At 33.1% G+C, this 21,155-nt stretch carries 17 protein-coding genes; 4 read left to right on the top strand and 13 right to left on the bottom strand.

The window, feature by feature from the left end; all coding sequences use genetic code 11:
• Positions 1-65: 65 nt before the first annotated feature.
• Positions 66-611 (bottom strand): sugar O-acetyltransferase, encoded by a 546-nt coding sequence (locus tag JRC48_RS11985; RefSeq protein ID WP_235069719.1) that lies wholly within the window; start codon positions 609-611, stop codon positions 66-68.
• A 415-nt stretch (positions 612-1,026) separates the two neighbouring features.
• On the opposite strand from JRC48_RS11985, the gene JRC48_RS11980 reads away from it, so the two are divergent.
• Positions 1,027-1,377: a DUF5658 family protein gene (locus JRC48_RS11980; protein ID WP_235069718.1), complete on the top strand. Its 351-nt coding sequence runs from the start codon at positions 1,027-1,029 to the stop codon at positions 1,375-1,377.
• Positions 1,378-1,451: 74 nt separating this feature from the next.
• Here JRC48_RS11980 and JRC48_RS11975 read toward each other — a convergent pair whose 3' ends face one another.
• The 10 genes from JRC48_RS11975 to JRC48_RS11930 form a co-directional block, all read right to left on the bottom strand.
• Positions 1,452-1,655 carry a heavy-metal-associated domain-containing protein gene (locus JRC48_RS11975; protein WP_235069717.1) on the bottom strand — a complete coding sequence of 68 codons (204 nt, stop codon included), beginning with the start codon at positions 1,653-1,655 and terminating at the stop codon, positions 1,452-1,454.
• Positions 1,656-1,678: 23 nt separating this feature from the next.
• A complete protein-coding gene (locus JRC48_RS11970; protein WP_235069716.1) occupies positions 1,679-4,111 on the bottom strand; it encodes a heavy metal translocating P-type ATPase in 2,433 nt (810 codons plus the stop codon).
• Positions 4,112-4,125: 14 nt separating this feature from the next.
• Positions 4,126-4,392, bottom strand: coding sequence for a metal-sensing transcriptional repressor (locus tag JRC48_RS11965; RefSeq protein ID WP_235069715.1), 267 nt, complete (start codon positions 4,390-4,392; stop codon positions 4,126-4,128).
• A 272-nt stretch (positions 4,393-4,664) separates the two neighbouring features.
• Entirely contained in the window at positions 4,665-6,878 is a 2,214-nt protein-coding gene (locus tag JRC48_RS11960; RefSeq protein WP_235069714.1) for an EAL domain-containing protein, read from the bottom strand.
• A 95-nt stretch (positions 6,879-6,973) separates the two neighbouring features.
• Positions 6,974-8,227: an MATE family efflux transporter gene (locus JRC48_RS11955; protein WP_235069713.1), complete on the bottom strand. Its 1,254-nt coding sequence runs from the start codon at positions 8,225-8,227 to the stop codon at positions 6,974-6,976.
• A gap of 76 nt (positions 8,228-8,303) precedes the next feature.
• A complete protein-coding gene (locus JRC48_RS11950; protein WP_235069712.1) occupies positions 8,304-9,092 on the bottom strand; it encodes a hypothetical protein in 789 nt (262 codons plus the stop codon).
• A gap of 132 nt (positions 9,093-9,224) precedes the next feature.
• The gene (locus JRC48_RS11945) at positions 9,225-10,133 is read right to left on the bottom strand and encodes a ribokinase (RefSeq protein WP_235069711.1); all 909 of its coding nucleotides are present in this window, start codon (positions 10,131-10,133) and stop codon (positions 9,225-9,227) included.
• A 149-nt stretch (positions 10,134-10,282) separates the two neighbouring features.
• The gene (locus JRC48_RS11940) at positions 10,283-12,649 is read right to left on the bottom strand and encodes a sensor histidine kinase KdpD (RefSeq protein WP_235069710.1); all 2,367 of its coding nucleotides are present in this window, start codon (positions 12,647-12,649) and stop codon (positions 10,283-10,285) included.
• On the bottom strand, positions 12,624-13,322 hold the full coding sequence (locus JRC48_RS11935; RefSeq protein ID WP_235069709.1) for a response regulator transcription factor: 699 nt from the start codon (positions 13,320-13,322) through the stop codon (positions 12,624-12,626). Before JRC48_RS11935 ends, JRC48_RS11940 begins: the two co-directional genes overlap by 26 nt.
• A gap of 188 nt (positions 13,323-13,510) precedes the next feature.
• Positions 13,511-15,706 carry a heavy metal translocating P-type ATPase gene (locus tag JRC48_RS11930; protein ID WP_235069708.1) on the bottom strand — a complete coding sequence of 732 codons (2,196 nt, stop codon included), beginning with the start codon at positions 15,704-15,706 and terminating at the stop codon, positions 13,511-13,513.
• Positions 15,707-15,909: 203 nt separating this feature from the next.
• On the opposite strand from JRC48_RS11930, the gene JRC48_RS11925 reads away from it, so the two are divergent.
• The 3 genes from JRC48_RS11925 to fba all read left to right on the top strand — a co-directional run bounded on the left by JRC48_RS11925 (position 15,910) and on the right by fba (position 18,596).
• A complete protein-coding gene (locus tag JRC48_RS11925) occupies positions 15,910-16,344 on the top strand; it encodes a hypothetical protein (protein WP_235069707.1) in 435 nt (144 codons plus the stop codon).
• A 15-nt stretch (positions 16,345-16,359) separates the two neighbouring features.
• A complete protein-coding gene (locus tag JRC48_RS11920) occupies positions 16,360-17,535 on the top strand; it encodes an AI-2E family transporter (RefSeq protein ID WP_235069706.1) in 1,176 nt (391 codons plus the stop codon).
• 197 nt (positions 17,536-17,732) lie between these two features.
• Positions 17,733-18,596 (top strand): class II fructose-1,6-bisphosphate aldolase, encoded by an 864-nt coding sequence (gene fba, locus JRC48_RS11915; protein ID WP_055241894.1) that lies wholly within the window; start codon positions 17,733-17,735, stop codon positions 18,594-18,596.
• A 130-nt stretch (positions 18,597-18,726) separates the two neighbouring features.
• Here the strand turns inward: fba and JRC48_RS11910 are convergent, their stop codons facing one another.
• Together JRC48_RS11910 and JRC48_RS11905 are read right to left on the bottom strand one after the other, a co-directional pair.
• The gene (locus JRC48_RS11910; protein WP_235069705.1) at positions 18,727-19,593 is read right to left on the bottom strand and encodes a D-alanyl-D-alanine carboxypeptidase family protein; all 867 of its coding nucleotides are present in this window, start codon (positions 19,591-19,593) and stop codon (positions 18,727-18,729) included.
• Between the two features lie 147 nt (positions 19,594-19,740).
• Positions 19,741-21,144 carry a flotillin family protein gene (locus JRC48_RS11905; protein ID WP_235069704.1) on the bottom strand — a complete coding sequence of 468 codons (1,404 nt, stop codon included), beginning with the start codon at positions 21,142-21,144 and terminating at the stop codon, positions 19,741-19,743.
• Positions 21,145-21,155 lie beyond the last annotated feature (11 nt).

The raw sequence follows: 21,155 nt of genomic DNA, 5'->3' as shown, positions 1-21,155 counted from the left end.
TATCAATAAAAGATGAATCCTCTCATGCCTTATCATCTATCAATTAATATTTGTAAGTCATATTTTTATAAATACTTAATAATTTTAGCTGGATTTCCTCCTACTACAACATTATCAGGCACATCCTTTACAACAACTGACCCTGCGGCAACAACAACGTTATTTCCAATCGTCACCCCAGGAACAATGACTGCACTTCCACCAATCCATACATTATCTCCAATTTTAACTTCTTTTCCATACTCTAAGCCTGAAATTCGAGTCGGTGCATCTAATGGATGTGTGGCTGTATAAATACAAACACGCGGTGCTAACATACAGTTATCCCCAATGGTTACTTTACAAACATCTAAAATAACACAGTCGTAATTAGCAAAGAAATTTTCTCCTACATGAATGTTATAGCCATAATCACAGCGAAATGTCGGCTTAATACAAAAGTTCTTTCCCGTTTTTCCGAATAAGGGTTTTAAAATCTCGCTACGATTTAAATCATCCTCTGACTGATTAAACTCTCGTAAAATTTTTTGTGCTCTCAAATGTTCTTCAAAAAGCTCCTTATCTGAAGCCATATATAGCTCTCCAGCTAACATCTTTTCTTTTTCTGTCATCTTAGTCACTCCTAATCAAATGTTTTTTTTACAACTTTTAATTCATAACTTATCTTTTGAAATGCTAAAGCTTTTAATCCATCCATATACCCCTCATGAATATCTGCTTGATAAACAATAGTAAGGTGTCCTTCACTTGATGAATCAAATTTAAGTTCGATTACTTCACCTGTTTTTAATTATTCATTTAAGATTGTTCCACAGATCATCACACTAAGCGCTATTGCAAGAGCTAATTCTGTTTTCATAAACTCAAATCTTTCACTTTTTAAAAAGTATCATAAACCTATCAAATGAGCAAGAGAGTAACCCTAAACATATTGATCAAAAATTATCTCGTTAATTTTACCAAATTGAATAGGATGTGACACTAAACTCTATAATAAAGCTACAACATTCTAATAGGTGGTAATTTATGATCAATTTTATGAAGCAATATCAACTTCCCAACTTAAAATTAAAACTCATTCTTCTTTATCTTCTAAACTTAACAGATATTATCTTCACTGTGTTCCTTTTAAAAACAGGAGTGATTATAGAAGCTAATCCTTTAATGGCTATTATCTTAAAAAGTGAGTTATATACATTTTTCATCAAAGGAATTTTACCTGCACTTCTTTTTCTTTATCTCTATATGCGATTAAAAACAGCTAGTCTCCACATGGTACGCCTAACAAATTACTGTTTACTTGCCTTACTTTGCTTTTATTTAAGTATTAATCTATTGCATTTAATTTGGTTTATTTGCTTACCTTTATTTTTATAAATCATTTAATGTTTAACGCAAAAAATACGACTGTTATCACAGTCGCATTTTTTATATCAATCATTTTTAAGCAATTAATCAATTCCTAAAACTGAAAATCCTGCATCATCAATCGTTTGTTTAATTAATTCATCACTAACCGTTGTTTCTAATAAAACTAATTGACTTCCTAAATCAACTTGAATATCGGTTGTGTCATTTAAATCACCTAATACTTTCTTCACATGCTCTACACAATTTGAACATTTCATTCCCTCTAATTGAACTTTCTTTTTCATCGTATCGTCACCTCTATTTTTTATTAACCTTTAAAACGTGTTAAACGAAGGGCATTTAATAATACAGACACTGAGCTTAAGCTCATCGCTGCTGCTGCGATCATTGGATTTAGCAATGGTCCACCAAATACATGTAAAATACCCATCGCAACTGGAATTCCAAGAACGTTATAAGCAAATGCCCAGAATAAATTTTCTTTAATATTTTTAATCGTTGCACGACTTAATTTAATAGCAGTTAAAACATCCATTAAATCGCTCTTCATTAAAACAATATCTGCTGATTCAATGGCAACATCTGTTCCGCTACCGATTGCGATTCCAATGTCGGCACTAGCTAATGCAGGTGCATCATTGATTCCATCGCCAACCATTCCTACTTTTTCACCTAAAGCCTGAAGTTTTTTCACTTCTTTCGCTTTATCAATTGGCAATACTTCAGCTAACACTAAATCGATTCCAACCTGACGAGCAATTGCATCTGCTGTCTTTTGATTATCACCTGTGATCATCGCCACTTTAATTCCCATCTCATGTAATTTTTCAATGGCTTGTCTGCTACTCTCTTTAACCGTATCTGCAACTGCAATGATTCCTGCAAGTTGATGATCAATCGCTATATACATCGGTGTTTTTCCATCATAAGCTAACTGATCTGACACTTCACTTAACGGTGTTACATCAATAGTGTTTTCAATCATTAGTTTTTTATTACCAATTAAAACTTGTTTTCCTTCGATCACAACTTCAATTCCATGACCAGTTACTGCACGGAATGATTCTAAATCACCTAATGAATAACCTCGATCAAGTGCTTCTTTAACAATGGCTTCTCCTAACGGATGTTCAGACCCTTTTTCAGCACTAGCTGCATAATAAAGCAATTGTTCCTTTGTTAGTGAAGTTGTAATAATATCTGTTACTTTTGGTTTACCTTCTGTAATGGTTCCTGTTTTATCAAATATAATAGTCGTTAGTTTATGCGTTGTTTCTAACGCTTCTCCACCTTTAATTAAAACGCCATATTCAGCACCTTTTCCTGTTCCAACCATAATCGCTGTTGGAGTGGCTAAACCTAAAGCACAAGGACAAGCAATTACTAAAACTGAAATGAAGATAGATAAAGCAAACACACCTGATTGTGCGGCAAGTAACCAAGCTATGGCTGATAAGAACGCTAATCCAATGACAATAGGTACAAAGTAAGCTGATATAATATCTGCCATTTTGGCGATTGGCGCTTTCGAACCTTGCGCATCTTCTACTAATTTTACAATCTGTGAAAGTACTGTGTCGCGTCCTACTTTTGTTGCCTTATATTTTATAAATCCAGTCTTATTCAAACTTGCTCCAATCACTACATCCCCTACAGTCTTTTCAACCGGAAGACTCTCTCCTGTTAACATGGACTCATCAATAGCTGTACTTCCTTCAATCACTTCACCATCTACCGGTAATTTTTCACCCGGTCTAACTAAGACAATGTCGCCTACTGCTACTTCTTCAATGGGAACCTCTAATTCTACACCGTTACGTTCAATCCTAGCTGTTTTAGGTGCTAAGCCCATCAAGGCTTTAATAGCCTGTGACGTTTTACCTTTTGAGACAGCCTCTAAGTATTTACCTAACGTAATTAAAGTTAAAATAACAGCGGCTGATTCAAAGTATAAGTGCATCGCATAACTAGCATCACCTTCGTTTATTTTATAAATTCCAAATAAACTATAACAAAAGGCTGTTAACGTTCCAATGGCAATTAACGAATCCATATTAGGACTTAATTGAATTAAGTTTTTGATTCCAACGTAATAAAATTTATAGCCTGTCACAACAACTGGGATCGTTAAAATCAGCTGAGTAATAGCAAAATTTAATGGATTCATCATTGGATCAATGAAGTGAGGAAGTGGCATTCCAACCATATGTCCCATAGAGACAATTAATAATGGGATCGCAAACATTAAGGAAATAATAAAACGAACTAATAATTTTACGTCTTCACCCCATTTTTTCTCTTGCACTTGTTTTATATCAGTTTCAGAGATTAACTGAAATCCAGCCTTTTCAACAACTGACTTAATCTGTCCATAACTTACTAAATCAGCATCGATTTTTATTGTTAGTTTTTCTGTCGCAAAGTTAACAGATGCAAATTGTACGCCTTCAAGTTTTTTTGTAACCTTTTCAATTCGATTCGCACAAGCTGAACAACTCATTCCTTCAACTTTAAACGTATAATCTTTTATATTTTTTTTGACTTTAAATCCAGCTTTTTCAATCGCTGATTTTACTTCATCTAACTGCATGATTTCTTCATGATACTCAAGTGATAATGTTTCAGTGGCAAAGTTAACCACACCTTTTTCAACACCATCTAACTTATTAACGATTCGTTCAATTCGATTGGCACAAGCTGAACAACTCATACCTTCAATTTTAAGTGATATTTTCTTCATTCTATCTCTTCTCTCTATTTACTCATTGCTTTTTCTAAAATAACCATAATTTCATTAATTTTTTCTTCACTTCCGCCATTTAAACAAGCTTGAGTGACACAATGATCTAAATGTTGCTTTAAAATTAATAAATTGGCACGCTTTAATAATGCTTGTGACGATAGAATTTGATTGGAGATATCCATACAATAGCGATCATCTTCTATCATTTTCATAATCCCTTCAATTTGACCTTTAGCCGTTTTCAAAGTTTGTAATGACTTTTTTCGTTCTTCGTTCATAGTTTCAACCTCCTACCCCCCCGGGGGGTGTTTATATACTTATTATATGCTTAAACCATTTAATGTCAACCTTTTTTCATTCAAATAAAAAATGTTTCTTAATTCATTAAAAATTAACTAAACTTTATGGATAACATAACATGATCTTCTGTTCATATTAAGTATCGCTAATAAAAAAACTCCTAGAGATTCATCAATCCCTAGGAGTTTTTCATATATATTATCGTTATATTTGATAAGATTACTTGTTTTGGCTTAAAAAACTTCATCTATTAAATCCACTCTTCAAATTGAGGTCTGGGTAGTGGTTTTGAATACACATACCCTTGAATGAAATCACATTTCATTTCTTTTAAGATCTCCACTTGTTCTTGAACTTCTACTCCTTCGCAAACAACTGAAATCCCAATTCGTTTCGCTAATTCAATGATTCCATGAACCATTTCTTTACTTTTAAAGTTTGTTTCAATATCACATAAAAATGAACGATCGATTTTTAAAACATCGATATCTACATGTTTTAAATTACTAAACGTCGAACTACCTGTTCCAAAGTCATCCATTGATACTTTCATCCCTAAATCATGAATAGATGCAATCTTTTCATTAATTAAAGTAATATCGTTTAAAGCAGCGGTTTCAGTAATTTCAATTTCAATTAAGCTCGGATCAACTTGATATTTTGAAATCGTTGACGCTAAGAAAACAATTAAATCAGACTGATAAAACTCCACTGGTGATAAGTTAATCGAGATAGGAACGCTTTTGAGTCCCTTTTGTTTTTGATCAGCCAACATTAAACAAACCTCATTAAAAACCCAGCGTCCTATATCAACAATATCGCCTGATTTCTCTGAAATTGGAATAAAATCTGCCGGACTAATGAATCCTCGTTCAGGATGGAACCAGCGAACTAGCGCTTCAGCTCCTGCGATTTTTTCAGTTATCGGATTTACTTTAGGCTGATAGTATACTTGAAAATGTCCTTGTTCTAATGATGATTTGATTGCTTGTTCAATTTCTTTTAATTTTTTTTCATTTTCAACTACATCCTGATTAAATACATAATAGTTATCTGGTAGTGTTTTTGCATGAACACGTGCCATATCTGCATGATCAACGGCAAGCTGAATATTTTCTTCTTGCGTTTTAAAATCATAAAACCCGATGTTTACATTTAATGTCATCTCAATAATATTCTCACTAACTGAACGAACCACTCGCTCAATTCGAGAAGAAATATTGTCCTCATCATATTGAATTCGTTTAGCAAGCATTAAGGTAAAAACATCATTTCCTAATCTTCCAAAAATTGTTGATGAATGAAATTCTGATTTTAACTGTTGAGCAATTTCTATTAACAGTCGATCACCTTTACTATAACCATAAATTTCATTAACTAATTTAAAACTTTCAATATCAAAAGCTACTAGTGAATAGTAACGATATGGCGAGCGTTTTAGCACAGATTTTATCTCTTTAACAAATCCATCATTATTAAATAATCCCGTCAAAGAATCATTAAAAGCTAATCGTTCAATGTATTCTAAACTATCTTTTTTCATCTTAGTCACATAAAAGTGGAAAGAGATAACTGCTGTCCATATCATCATAACAACTAATAACGTCACTTTTTCCGTATTATGAATCTTTTGAGCAAGACGATCAGGATTCGCTGTCGTTAAAACATACCAATCACTAATACTATCGATTTTTTGATAATTAATATAAGTTCGGTGGTTATATTTATTAGTCCATTCAATACTTTGACTATGATTGGTTGAAAGAATATACGGTAACTGAACATCCTTTGATCGGTTTAAATTAATATAATAATCATTGAACGAGCTCACTAAAAGTGAATTATCTAAGTTGTTTGAAATAATAACTTCTCCATTATCTCCAACAATGTAAACATCCGTTCCGAAGCCATAGATTTTACTTAATACAACTTTATTTAACTCATCTACTGTATTTCTTCCGCTTAACGCACCGATGACTTGACCGTTCTTTTTAATCGGTACTGTATACATAATGACGCGTTCACCATCAAACTCACTGATCGTTGGATTGGAGATGCTGACTTCTCCCTCTAGAGCTAATTTAAAAAATCCTCTATTTTCAAAATTTCTCTCTATTCCTTCAGATGAATAAACGACTCCATTTGGTTTGGCTAAATATAACTCATCAAAAAAATCTGATTTAATCTCGTCATTCCATATATTTAACGCTAACGTTGATTCTTCTGACAAACTATCAGCAATAACATTCGCTAAAAACTCTAGCTCCTTGACACTAACATTTAACTGGTCACTAATCGCCTTTGCCATATGACTTGAAACTTCTAAACTTTCATCTCGAGAACGATTAATAATGTTTTGTTCAAGAAAATTTTCAATCATCATTCCAGTTAATCCAATCATGACAATAATAAAAATAATGAAAGTAATTGAATTTTGTTTGATTGACCTATGCCCCTTAATCACGTCTTATCTCCACCTAGTTCTATAACTCTATCAACATCATATCATTTCCTTATTTTACTACAAACAAGTACTTTTTTGGAGATAATTGTCTAAAATTATTTTATTTTTAACTTAAATTTCATTAAGTACGTTAAAGCCAAATAAATGATCCCAATCCCAACATAAATAATCCACAGCGATGGATTCCACTTAATGAATAGAAAAACAATAAAATAACCAACTAAATAACAAACAACCGTCGTTTTTAAAACCCAACGCTGCTCACCTAAAATTTGTAAACAAGTCTGGTTCATCATCAATGGCTGACGAAAGATATATAATAAAAAGACATAGGGTAATAGCAGACGACATTCATTCATTAATAGCTGTTGATTAGTTAAAAGATTAAAAATGACTCCCTTATTGAAAATCAGAATACTAGCGATTACTCCGTACAATTTTAACGATCTTATCAATGCTTCTTTTCTAATACGTTTAAGTCTTTTAGGCTGTTTGCTCACTATGGTTAAAATGGCTTGGGAATAAGCATACATCGGCATCCATGAGATTTCTAACAAAAGATTTACTAAGTTAAACACAGATACTTCAAGTAATCCAATACGAGCAATTAATATATTTAACACTAAAACTAAAATGGTACTTTCTAAAAATTCCTGAACCATAAATGAAAAAGAATGAAACATACATTTTTTCATCAATCGTAACTTAATAATAACAGGCTGCCAACACCATTTTGATCGTAGGAAAAAAAGATAGATTATAAGGTTGAAACACAAAGCTAGAATGGAACCTACGGCATTTCCTATCATTCCGAAATTAAGTCCATAAATGAAAATGAAATCTAAAATGACATTGCTGATAGCCGCTACGACATTACCAACTAAAATATAGTTCGTTTGATTCGTAATTTTTAAATAGGTTGAAACTGTGAACAATAACAAGTTTAGTCCAATCGAGAGACTAAAAATCTTAGCATAAGATAAGGCATCAATCAGCACCTGCCCTTTTAATTGATATAACTCATGAAAAATAAACTCTTTACTAAACCCTATTGCTACATAACTGATAACGCCTATGATAAAACTTAACACCACTTGAGATTGAATATACGCTTTAAATAATAAGGATTTTCGATAAGCTCTAGCAGCTAAAATATTAAAGCTAATTGAAATAGCTCCTAAAACACCTGTTATACTATTAATAAAACTAGCTACGATTCCAACAGCTGCAAAACTACTGATTGATAAATGTCCAATCATCGCTTGATCACAAAGACCAATTACTAAAGATAAAACATTACTTAACATTAATGGAAATGCTATTTGATTTAATTCATCATTTTTAAACATATTTATCCCCTTCTTTTCAAATGACTTAGAAAAGAAGGGTTAATCCATCCAGAACATTCATTTTAATCCGTCTCCCTTAACTTCTTTGATCTTTCACTTTCCATGGACCGAGATCGCTAATTAAACTTAATAATGAACTGACGATTAAAAAACGACTCAAAACATACCAATCCATCGTCCAGTTTAAGTGACTAAAAGCAAATAAAGTTGTAAAATATTGTTCATTAAAAAGTGATTGATTTAAAAGCATCGCACAAAATAGTAAATAAGCACTAATCTTATACACAAATTTTAACATAATAAAATTAAATGACCACTTGTCTAATCTTAATTGAAATCCATAATAGACTAAACCTAGTCCATATACTGTAAAAATAAGTGGATGATAATTTCGTAATACCGATTCATTAAACAGTGGCTCTACCATTTGAAACGTTCCATCAACGACTTGATAACTCGCAATAAAGTGAGGTTGAAAGCAAAGCACCCACACTAAGACGACTATTCCTATCATATTAAAACAAGAGTTGCTATGTGAAATCAAACGTGACCTTTCCCTCTTATTAAAAAGATAATTCTCGAGTGAATCAACATTGATTTGATGACTAGGAAAAGAACAAAGTCTCATTAAAATAAAAATAATCGTTAGTCCAACTAAGCAACAAATCATAGATTGAATAGCAACTACTATTAACCCAGTCGATAACTTAGCAACTTTTAAAACTATTTCTTCAGACTTAAAATTAAATAGGATCAGTTGTTTAATAAAAAAGATACCCATTGTAACCGTGGGGATGATACTAAGAATTAATTTTAAAACAACCCGATATAAACGATAAAGAGAATTCCCTAAAAATTTCTTCATCTAATCATCTCCCTTCACCTAAAATGTATTTTAAATCATATGAAGGGAGTTCTTTTAGTATTATTAAAATGTATTAATCTCTTAGTGATTCTATAGATTTTATTAAGTAGTTGATGAGTACTTAATTTTCGTTTACTTACCGATTTCTGACTTTTCCTTCGCTTGTTTTTTCAATACTTCTTCTAGTGTAGGAATCGATGTAGAAGACCCTTTTCGTGTAACCGTAATTGAAGAAGCCAAAGAGGCTAATTTTAAAATGTCATCCATTGATAAATCACGAACGAGTCCTGAAATAAAATATCCAATAAACGTATCCCCTGCCGCAGTTGTATCCACTACCTCTACTTTATAAGCGGATTGTTCAATCATGACATCTTCATGAGCATAAAGAACTCCTTTACTTCCGCGTGTTAATAACAGATGAGTTTTTGGATACATCGTTTTTAATTTCTCTAACACTTTAAAGTCATCCGTTTCTTTTGTTAAATCTTGTCCCTCTATTTCATTTAAAATTAAATAGTCAACTAAATGAAGTGGAATTTGTTTAATCTGATCATTAAACGGAGCGGGATTAATTGCAATTTTAAATCCTTTTTCGTAAGCTTTATTCACAATAAGTGGCATTTCATTGATTTCATTTTGTAATAAAAGAAGGTCTCCCGCTTCAAAGTGAGTGAAAAGTCCATCAATCTTCTGTTCATCAAACAAATGATTAGCTCCTGGATAAACGAGAATACTATTTTCTCCGTTTGCATCTATTTGAATAATGGCATGACCACTTGGGCCCTCTACTTCATGAACATAATCAGTTTTCACATCATATCTCTCTAACGTTTCTTTTAAGAGCGTTCCATCTTTTCCAATTAAACCTGCATGATACACGTCAACGCCTGCTTTAGCTAAAGCAATCGATTGATTTAGGCCTTTACCACCACTCACCACTTGTAAATTTTGAACCGTTTGGGTTTCACCTGGACGTACCATGTGATTGACTTCATAAATATAATCAATATTACATGACCCAATATTTAAAACTTTCATTTCATCACTTCCTAATCTATAGAGTAACTACTTTTTCACTTCATTGATTTAATTATAGGGGGGCATCTTTTAAACACGCAATCCCTTATTATTAAAAATGTCTATTATTTACAAATAAAAAACACTGAAAAAACTTCAGTGCTTTTCGTTTATTTATTAAATGTCAGCATGACTTTAAACAAATCACCATCGACTTGAATTTGAAGTGTTCCTCCTTGAAGCTCAACAAAGCTTTTAGCAATCGCGAGTCCTAGTCCTGAACCTTCAGTATGACGAGCTTGATCTCCACGAACAAAGCGCTCCATTAATTCATTCACATTTACGTTAATTTCTTCGGCTGATATGTTTTTAAAAATAATTTGTACTTGATTGTCATTCTCTACAATCTCAAGATATGCTCGTGTGCTTGGCATAGCATATTTTGTCATATTTAAGATGAGGTTATCAAAAACACGGAACATGCGATCACTATCAAGCATCAGGGTGACTTTATGATCTGGGAAGTTTGAACGAATCATTAAATTTGCTTCTTTAATTTTATCTTCGAGTTCTAGCAGGGTTTGCTTCATTAAAGAAGTAATATCAACTTCTTGTAAGTTCATTGTAATATTCCCGCTATTTGCCTTACTCATCTCAAATAAATCCTCGATTAGTACTTTTAATCGATGGGATTTTTGATCTAACGTTTCTAAGTATTGTGCACGCTTTTCATCACTTAAATTTTTATCTTTTAATAAATCAGTGTACGTAATAATAGATGTTAACGGTGTCTTTAAGTCATGTGAGACATTCGCAATTAATTCTGTCTTCATTCTCTGACTTTTAACTTCTGCATCCACCGCTTTTTTTAATCCGTCTTGAACTTGTCTAACTTCTTCTTTGAAGGCATTAAAGATTCCAAGATTTTCGTTCATTTCAACGTCAAGGTTTCCATCTGCTAACTGCTTTGTCACCTTGAATAAACGAGCATAATTCTCCTCTATTTCTATCATCTTTTTGCGAAGAATGAAATATAAGATGATGCTATAAATAAAGACTCCAAAAATTCCAAAGAACCATCCTAAGCAAAAAAGAGATAAAATGATAAACTGTCCAAAAACGATCATGAATAATCGTTTTTTATTTTTTTCTTTTAAATCAAAAACTAAAAAGGCATTTAGTTTTTTAAGGATAAATCGATAGATTCGATACGTCCAACAATTCTCTTTAAGACTGAGTTTCCATCCTTGTTTCAGTAAATTTCTAACATATAAGCTTAAAATAAAAATCCATGCTAAGACCACAAACCAAATGATCAGATTTAATATGAATACCACTCTATTCATCATTTCATTGCTAAAATAAGCACTTAAGAAATAATTAAATTCAGAATGTATCGTATCGTGCACCAGACTTGGCAATAACTCCACAAAAATCGCAACCGGAAGTGTTGCCGTCAATAGCAATGTTTCAATTGGCCAACTTAAGAAATGATGAATCAGTTTATTTTTTCTGACTGTCTGAATAGGAATTAAACAACTAAAGATAAAAATGATAAAACCAGTAACGAAACTGATTGGCATTAAGGCTTCCTGAACTCCCCAATACGAATAAGTCTCCTGTTGTCTTGAAATCTCATCATAATAGATGAGTGTTTTAGGGACCGCATAAACAAATGTCGTATCTTTAATCGGCTTAACATCAATATTTACATACTGACGTAAAAAATAAGGATCAATAAAATAGTTTTTAACCTCTTGTTTAGCATCAATAACGGCTGGTTCATATTTTGATTTTTGCTTAAACTCAGCACCAAATAATTGCTCCACTTCTAAATTTCCATTCACATCGTAATTTAAGACCACGTAATATTGATATAAGTCGTTGAGTTCATTACTTGCTCCAGCGGTCAATAACTGTTGTAACGATTCATCCCCTATTTTTTCACCTGTCTCATGATTAATGACAAAGTAAGATAAATTTTCGATTTGATAATCTATTAAACTCGATTCTAAATTCTCTAAACTTCTATTAAGCATGGGTTCAATTAGAATGAGTTGTTCTTCTTTAGATAACCTATTAAACACTTGATCAGGAATCGATTCAATTTCTTCATCGAATGAATCTAATAAGGCACAAACTGATTGTTGACTAGAGAGCGTCTCCGTATTTGTTATCGTTGAGTTTTCGTTATTATCATCTCTTTCACATTGATAATAATCATCCTCTTCGTAATAGCCATTTTTCAACGCTTGAAAAATTTCTAAACGGTCCTCTACCGTTTCTAATAAAAAGATATCTTCAGGTAATAATGTTTGGTTTTCTTTACTTTTAACGAGCTGTTGAAGGTAAAGTTCATAACTTTCCTTATTAAGAATCTCATAAAAATCATACCTTTCAAAATAATTGTAACCCCTTAATTTTGAAATCTCATCAATTTTAGGATAGCTAAAACAGATTCCTATCGCTAAAAGAAATAAAAATAAAAAAGAGACAAGTGAAATAAAAACCTTACTGTTTTTCAATTTTGTAGCCAACGCCCCACACCACCTTTAAATATTTTGGTTTTTTCGGATCAATTTCAATTTTTTCTCGAATGTTACGGATATGAACCATAATCGTATCCGTATTGATAGCCGTCTCATTCCAAATTCTTTCATAAATTTCCTCGGTTGGAAAAACACGTCCCGGATGTTTCATTAATAAATTTAAAATCTTGTATTCGATGGGGGTTAATTTAACCGGTACTTCATCGACCGTAAATTCCTTCGTTTCTGTATTCATCTCAAGTCCCCCAATCGTGATGAGATGTTGATTAACCTCTTGGGTAGCAGTCGTAAACTTCTTATAACGTCGTAACTGTGAATTGACACGAGCTAAAAGTTCAAGAGGTCGAAACGGTTTCGTGACATAGTCATCAGCCCCCATATTTAATCCCATAATTTGATCCACTTCTTCCGATTTAGCAGATAGCATAATGACAGGAAAATGATAGTATTCACGAAGCTTCATCGTGAATGTAATTCCGTCCATTTTAGGCATCATGACATCTACAATCGCCAAATCAATCGGGATTGATTCTACTAGTTCAAGCGCTTCAACTCCGTTACTTGCTAGACTCACTTTATAACCTTGATTCGTCAAATATGCCTCAATCGCAAGTGCAATCTCTTTTTCATCTTCAACAATTAAAATATGTGATTGATTCATAAAATCCCTCTTTCCAACGTGTCCTTTACTGTTATTATACCACTTAGAATAAGCTTACCCAATTGCTGTGAATCTTACGAACTTATCATAACAAGAACTCCTAAAGAAAAAGCCAAAAGAAAACTTAAGATTTTCTAAAGAAATGAAAAAGGATATCTTCATTGATGAGGATATCCTTTTGATCACTTTTATTTTTTTGATTTTAACGCACGTGTACTATTAATCACAGCTAAAACAGTGACACCGACATCTGCAAAAACAGCCGCCCACATCGTTGCTAATCCAAATGCAATTAAAATCATCACTAATATTTTAACACCTAAAGCAAAAATAATGTTTTGATATAAAATGAACTTCGTTTGTTTCGCCTGATCAATGGCTTTGACTAATGCCATCGGATCATCTTCCATTAAAACAACATCCGCCGCTTCAATGGCTGCATCTGACCCAATTGCTCCCATCGCTACACCAACATCGGCACGTGCTAAGACAGGCGCATCATTCATTCCATCTCCAACGAATACTAAGCTTTTATTTTTAGATTGATTAGCTAATAACTGTTCAACATGTTCAACTTTTTGGTAAGGTAACAATTCAGCATAAACTCGATCGACACCTAATTCTTCTGCTACTTGTTTAGCAATTCTTTCTTGATCACCCGTTAACATAATAACTTGTGAAACACCTTGTTGTTTTAATTTTGAAATAGCCGCTTTTGAAGTTTCTTTAATCTCATCAGCTATAACGATATAACCCACATATACTTGATCCACAGCCATATGAATGATTGTTCCCGTTGCACTAACCGATAACACTTCAAGACTGAATTCTTTCATTAAAGTCGCATTTCCTATTAAAATCTGTTGCTCATTAACAACAGCTTTAATCCCTTTACCAGCTACTTCTTCATAACTTGAAATAACTGTTTCATCAATGGAATAACCATAAGCCTCAACAATTGATTTGGCAATTGGATGATTAGACTGACTTTCAGCATAAGCCGCAAATTTAATAAATGTGTCTTCAGTCATATTTACTGGATGGGTTTCAATGACTTTAAAAACGCCTTTTGTTAACGTTCCTGTTTTATCAAAAACAACAGTATCCGCATGCGTTAATGTCTCTAAATAATTTCCCCCTTTGATTAAAACCCCTTGTTTAGAGGCTCCCCCCAGTCCTGCAAAAAATCCAAGTGGAATAGATACCACTAAAGCACATGGACAAGAAACCACTAAAAAGCTAAGGGCTCGATATAACCAAGTCGAGAAATTTCCTTGAAAAACAAGCGGTGGAATAATAGCAATTAAACAGGCTAATAACACAACAATCGGTGTATACACACGTGCAAATCTTGTAATAAATCTTTCAGTTTGTGCTTTTTTAGACGAAGCATTCTCTACTAATTCTAAAATACGTGCCACTGTTGATTCACCTGCTACTTTAGTGACTCTCACTTTGACTAAAGCATTCGTATTGATACATCCCGATAAAATGGGGTCTCCTACCGAAACAAGGCGTGGAACAGATTCCCCGGTTAATGCTGATGTATCTAAATAACATTGCCCCTCAACGATTTCTCCATCTAATGGAACACGTTCACCAGGTTTAATGATAATATAATCCCCAACTGAAACAACTTCTGGATTCACTTCTTCGACTGAAGATTCAGTCACTAAATTGGCGTGATCGGCACGTATATCAAGCAAACTTGTAATGGAATGGCGTGAACGATTGACCGCATAACTTTGAAAAAGTTCACCAATCTCATAAAATAACATAACCGCAATTGCTTCTGGATACTCTCCAATACAAAAGGCTCCAACAGTTGCCACTGTCATCAAAAAGTTCTCATCAAATATTTCACCACGTTTAATATGACGCCAAAAAGCCCCGATGACGTTACCACCAATAAGTAAGTAACTCATTAGATACAAAACAATCTCAACGCGTTGTTGTAATGGAAATAAGACAGCAATTAAGAAAATAACAAATCCAAGTAATAAGTTTTTTTGTTCTTTCAAAATTTCTATGACTTTAAGCTCTCTAACAATATGCTCGTGACTAGATGCATGTTTATGTAAGTGTTGTTCATCATGTCGTGAACAATCCCCCTGACAACACTGATTTTGATTCAAAACTTCACCTGAGTTATTTTCTATGACTGTGACATCTGGTTCTAACTGTTCCACAATCTTTTTAATTTCTTCAATGACTTCTAATTTAACCTGTGGATCATTAATTGAAACCGTTAATCGGCTAGTTGAAAAATTTAACGTTGCTTCTTCAACATCCGAAAGACGATTAACCCGTTCTTCAATTTTATTTGCACAATTAGCACAATCTAAACCCAATAAAGCTAACTTAAATGTTTTATCATTCTCCATAAGAACTCGCCTCCAAATCATGTGAATAGATATTCATATATTCATATGATTAGTATATGCTGATAGATTTAGTTTGTCAATAAAGGTGCCTAGTTCTTGTTAGATTTTACCTTAATCCAAGTCGTAGCTGCTTTAACACTCGATTAATACTTCTAATATTTGAACCTAATTCCTCGACGATTAACTCTTTAGGAATACAACTTTTGTTATATTGTTTATTATATTTCCAGATATATAGTAATACTTACTCTTTTAATGGAAGTCTTGCAGAAACGACTATTTTCACGATTGGATTTATTTTAATTCAACTCGTTCCTGAGACACTGGTTCAATTCTTCAACTCTGATCAAAGTTTATTAGCTTCAACTGTTAGTGGATTAAAATTATATTTATTCACCTTTCCACTTTGTGCGCTTGCGACAACAGGTCCAAACTTTTTTCAATCGATTGGACAGTCTAAACTCTCGATTGGATTGGTTATTTTACGACAAATTATTTTACTGATTCCACTTCTTCTAATTTTACCTAAATTTATAGGGTTAAATGGTGTCTGGTTAGCACAACCTATTACTGATCTAATCATTTCGGGTATTTGTATCTTTTTAATTAGAAAGGAATTTAAACACTATCCGAATTAAGGAGTGGCGTTATTTATGTTCGATAAATTTAAATTTAATAAAAATTACTTGAATATCGGGGTCATCACGTTAATCATTGGAAGTATTTTGTTATTCGTCTATCAAGTCTCTCGACATTCAGTAGATATTTTCTTCTTTGTAAAGAATATACTATTTACATTTTTATCGATTATTTCTCCTATTATATACGCCTTTGTTCTAGCCTACATTTTATACCGTCCTTTGCGTTTTATTGAACGCCTCGTTCACATTTTATGGATTAAAATCACTAATCAAAAGTTATCTCATAAAACGACGCGCTTAATTAGCCTTCTAGCGCTTGTTATCCTGATTTTTGGATTCATTACATTTTTAACTAAACTACTAATTCCTCCACTTTTTCAAAATTTATTGACGATTGGAGAAGCATTACCTAATTTTCAAACGATTTTAACCGATTGGTTAGCAAAAATATCTCCTTATTTTGAATCTATTTATATCAGTGAGACACAAATTCAAAGGTTAGCCGTTTATATTACTAATTTTCTCAGTCAATTTCTAACGACCATTTTTGATTCTAGAAGTGGCGTGATCACCAATGTTGCAAGTTTTTTCATTCATCTCGTTGCTACCATTATCTTAACCTTTTATTTTTTAAAGGATCGTGAGGCTATTTTAAAAACCATTGATAATGTCTCAATTATTCTCTTATCTTCTAAGTTAAGACAGCGAATTAAATACTTTCTAAAAGATTTACATGAAGTCTTTGGAAATTTCATTTTAGGTCAATTACTAGATGCTTTAATTGTAGGAATCGCATCCACTACTTTATTATTAATTATCGGCCATCCATTTGCCTTACTGATTGGGGTTATCGCTGGGATTACCAATGTTATCCCTTATATCGGGCCGATTATTGGTGCAGCACTAGCTTTAATTCTTGGAATATTTACAAATGTTAAACTAGGTATTTTAGGTTGTGTTTTATTAATTATTTATCAACAAATCGATGGAAACATTATTCAGCCTAAAATTTTAGGTGATAGCGTTGGATTGGCTCCTGTTTGGATCTTTATCGCTATATTAGTCGGGGGAAGCTATTTAGGAGCGGTTGGGATGATCATCTCTGTTCCAATTGTGGCTTTAATGAAGCGATACTTCGAGCGCCTTTTTATGAAGCATCAATTGACTAACGAAAAAATATCTAAATAATAACCCTTTTATTAAAAAGAATTAAATACTCTATTATAGGAAGTATTATTTTGCCTTATTCAGTCAACTGGAAAATGAAACATTTTTATTTCTTTTTGTTACAACATCCGTTATAATTACTTTGGGGAAGAGAAGACTAAAGAGTCATCTAAAAATCTCTTTACCCGATAATTTCATAATACAATGGAGGTAACAACATGTTAGTTTCTGCTAAAGATATGTTACAAAAAGCCTATGAAGGTAAATATGCTGTTGGTCAATTCAACATCAACAACTTAGAGTGGACTAAAGCAATCTTATTAACTGCTCAAGAAAATAATTCACCAGTTATCTTAGGTGTTTCTGAAGGTGCTGCAAAATATATGTGCGGTTACGAAACAATCGTAGGTATGGTTAACGGAATGATGAAAGAATTAAACATCACTGTTCCTGTTGCATTACACTTAGACCACGGAAGCTACCAAGGTGCTTTAGACGCTATGGCGGCTGGATTCTCTTCAATCATGTTTGATGGTTCTCACTATGCAATTGAAGAAAACATCGCTAAAACAACTGAAATGGTTAAATTAACTGCTGAAAAAGGTTTATCTTTAGAAGCTGAAGTTGGATCAATCGGTGGAGAAGAAGACGGTGTAGTTGGTAAAGGTGAAGTTGCTGATCCAGCTGAATGTAAACAAATCGCTGACTTAGGAGTAACTATGTTAGCTGCTGGTATCGGAAATATCCACGGTAAATACCCAGAAAACTGGGCTGGTTTAGCATTCGATGCTTTAGAAGCAATCAACGCTTCAACTGGAAACACTCCATTAGTATTACATGGTGGAACAGGAATTCCTGAAGAAATGATCAAAAAAGCAATCTCTTTAGGTGTTGCTAAAATCAACGTTAACACAGAATGCCAATTAGCATTCCAAGAAGCTACTCGTAAATACATCGAAGCTGGTAAAGATTTAGAAGGTAAAGGATTCGACCCTCGTAAATTATTAAACCCAGGATTCGAAGCAATCAAAGCTACAGTTAAAGAAAAAATGGAATTATTCGGATCAATTAACAAAGCTTAATTATCTGTTCCAAAAAAACGTCTACGTAAGTAGGCGTTTTTTCTTTTTCATTAAATATTAGATGGGTGGAAATCTCGACTAAAAAAACTTAAATTCATAACTCATGACAAAACAAAAAGAGCTAAAGTTTTTAGCTCTTTTTGTTTAAATATTGTTCCAAAATCCAATTATTTTCATAAATTTCAGTTGCAGCTTCTACCCCAACATAACGAATATGCCACGGTTCATACTGATAACCTGTTTCATCTTCACGACCTTCTAAATAACGAATAATATAGCCGAATCGATGAGCATTCTCTTTTAACCAAATTCCTTCTGGTGTTAGTCCAAAATCGGTAACTAATTGTCTATTAACACTATCCGCCGTTACATCCATAGCTAACCCTGTCTGATGTTCGCTATGCCCTGCCCTTGCACTGAATGTATCTGCTTTTTCTGTTCCATTTTGTGAAACGTATCGATCATATAATGAAATTTGTGTTTGATAGGAACGATAACCACTTCTTGCTAATAATGTTAAACCCGCTTCATTTTGAGCGGCATAAAATAGCTGTTCAAGATGGATGGCAGCTTCTTTACGTAAGTAAATATTTTGATTTTGATTATAATCAGTCGATAAAACATTCGGTAACACTAAATCACTTGGTTCATAATCTTCGTTTAAAGCGTAATTTTTGTTAACAAGCACTAACATTGAGTCGGGATTTGAGACGGTGATAACATTTTGATAAAACGTAGGTTTAGAAACATAGTTAATGGGATGTTTTTCTTCAACTTGTTCCTGCTTTTGCTCTGTTTTCTCTTCATCTCTTTGATTGTCATTTACGGTATTCGTGACTTCATCTGCTTTAGCCACATAAATCTCTTTCTCTTTAGTTTCTTCTTGTTTTAATGCTGAAGTTGTCATATTTTGAGTTAAACTCATTGAAAGAATAATACCAACTACCCCTAAAGGAATTCCAAGTTTAACTAATTTCCTTTTATACATACATTTCATAAATTCATAACCCTACCTATAACATTTTTATGTCTTTAGTATAACATAAATTTCGATCAAATCCGAATTATTATCTATTTTTACGACATTTTATTCTTTAAAATTTAACACTTTCTTTGTCAAAAAATAAAAAGGCCCTTGGCCTTTTTATTCACTTCTTTCATCTTCAGTTACTTGAGGGAAGGATGCTTCAAAAGAAGAAATCAGATTAATGAGATTGATTCCTGTTAATGATTCAACCACTTCCGGAATTTCTGACATTATTTTAGTTACATTTTGCGTGACTCTTGCTGCACCATTTCCGCCTCCATTATCAATAATAACAATTTTGTCTGTCTGTGCTAGTGGTTCTGCTATATTTTTAGCAAGTTCAGGTAACTTTTCAACGATCATCTGAACAACAGCAGCTTCTCCATACTGCTTATAAGCCTCTGCTTTTTCACGCATAGCCTCTGCCTCTGCCTTCATGGCTTCCGCTAAAGCCTGACCTTTCATACGAGTGGCTTCTGCTTCTGCTGCCCCCTTAATTCGAATCGATTCAGCTTCTGCTTCTGCATTTTTAATAATGGCATAACGGTTAGCATCAGCTTCTTGTTGTTCTTTATATTTTTGTGCTTCTGCTACCTTTTTAACGGTTGCTTCAAGTTCTTTTTCTTGTTTGATCGATTGTTGCATCGCAATTTCAGTCTGTCGTTGTTCTTCAAATAACTCGGTATTTTTTAACGCCTCAATGACATTCTTTTTCACAATATTTTGTTCAACTTCATAAGCGTAATCAGCCTTAGCTTGGGCTTTTTGTTCTTCTTCTTTATAGGCCTGAATTTGTAATTCTTTTTCTTTTTTAGCTAGGGCAATCTGAGTTTCCGCTTTTAACTGTGCTTCTGTTCCAAGACGTTTTGCTTCCGATGTTTTTTGCATTCGATCTCTTTCTGCCTCTGCTTCTGCAATTGCTGCATTTTTCTTAACTTCAGCAATTTGTTTTGCTCCTAAAGCCGTTAAATAACCTTTTGTATCATCGATGTCACGAATCGTAAATGTCTTAATTTCAAGTCCCATTTGCTCAAGGTCTTCTTTAGCAACATTTTCAACTTCACGAGAAAACATCTCACGATCTTTGTATATTTCTTCAATACTCATTTTAGAAACAATTTCGCGAAGCTTTCCTTCTAATACATCCTGTACAGTTTCTTTAATCACATTAATCGTTTCTTTTTCACGTCCTGTATTGAATTGCTCCACTGCTAATAAAACACTTTTTGGATCTGAGTTAACTTTAATAATCGCAACTCCATCTGTATCAATCGGTACTCCATTACTATCTAGTGATTCATGAGTTTTAACTTCTACTTTAATATTCTCAAGTGAAATTCTTGATACTTGTTCAAGATATGGAATAACAATTCCTCCACTCCCACTAATCACTCGACGTCTTAATCCTGTCACAACAATGGCCTTATCTTGTGGCGCCTTTTTCCAAAGAATTAATAATATAAAAATAACAAAAAGAGCTAATCCAATCCACTTAACGTATGGCATAATCATCTCTAACATCATATATTCTC

The organism is Turicibacter sp. TJ11, assembly GCF_021497505.1.
GTDB lineage: Bacteria > Bacillota_I > Bacilli_A > MOL361 > Turicibacteraceae > Turicibacter.
The sequence above is the reverse complement of the archived record's forward strand: the minus strand, read 5'-3'. Positions and strand labels throughout refer to the sequence as shown.

Bases quoted from the DNA above. Each gene is read 5' to 3' on its own strand.
- JRC48_RS11955 (WP_235069713.1), bottom strand. From the start codon at position 8,227: ATGTTTAAAAATGATGAATTAAATCAAATAGCATTTCCATTAATGTTA.
- JRC48_RS11970 (WP_235069716.1), bottom strand. From the start codon at position 4,111: ATGAAGAAAATATCACTTAAAATTGAAGGTATGAGTTGTTCAGCTTGT.
- JRC48_RS11905 (WP_235069704.1), bottom strand. From the start codon at position 21,144: ATGTTAGAGATGATTATGCCATACGTTAAGTGGATTGGATTAGCTCTT.
- JRC48_RS11950 (WP_235069712.1), bottom strand. From the start codon at position 9,092: ATGAAGAAATTTTTAGGGAATTCTCTTTATCGTTTATATCGGGTTGTT.
- JRC48_RS11935 (WP_235069709.1), bottom strand. From the start codon at position 13,322: ATGAATCAATCACATATTTTAATTGTTGAAGATGAAAAAGAGATTGCA.
- JRC48_RS11975 (WP_235069717.1), bottom strand. From the start codon at position 1,655: ATGAAAAAGAAAGTTCAATTAGAGGGAATGAAATGTTCAAATTGTGTA.
- JRC48_RS11910 (WP_235069705.1), bottom strand. From the start codon at position 19,593: ATGAAATGTATGTATAAAAGGAAATTAGTTAAACTTGGAATTCCTTTA.
- JRC48_RS11930 (WP_235069708.1), bottom strand. From the start codon at position 15,706: ATGGAGAATGATAAAACATTTAAGTTAGCTTTATTGGGTTTAGATTGT.
- JRC48_RS11965 (WP_235069715.1), bottom strand. From the start codon at position 4,392: ATGAACGAAGAACGAAAAAAGTCATTACAAACTTTGAAAACGGCTAAA.
- JRC48_RS11985 (WP_235069719.1), bottom strand. From the start codon at position 611: ATGACAGAAAAAGAAAAGATGTTAGCTGGAGAGCTATATATGGCTTCA.
- JRC48_RS11980 (WP_235069718.1), top strand. From the start codon at position 1,027: ATGATCAATTTTATGAAGCAATATCAACTTCCCAACTTAAAATTAAAA.
- JRC48_RS11920 (WP_235069706.1), top strand. From the start codon at position 16,360: ATGTTCGATAAATTTAAATTTAATAAAAATTACTTGAATATCGGGGTC.
- JRC48_RS11945 (WP_235069711.1), bottom strand. From the start codon at position 10,133: ATGAAAGTTTTAAATATTGGGTCATGTAATATTGATTATATTTATGAA.
- fba (WP_055241894.1), top strand. From the start codon at position 17,733: ATGTTAGTTTCTGCTAAAGATATGTTACAAAAAGCCTATGAAGGTAAA.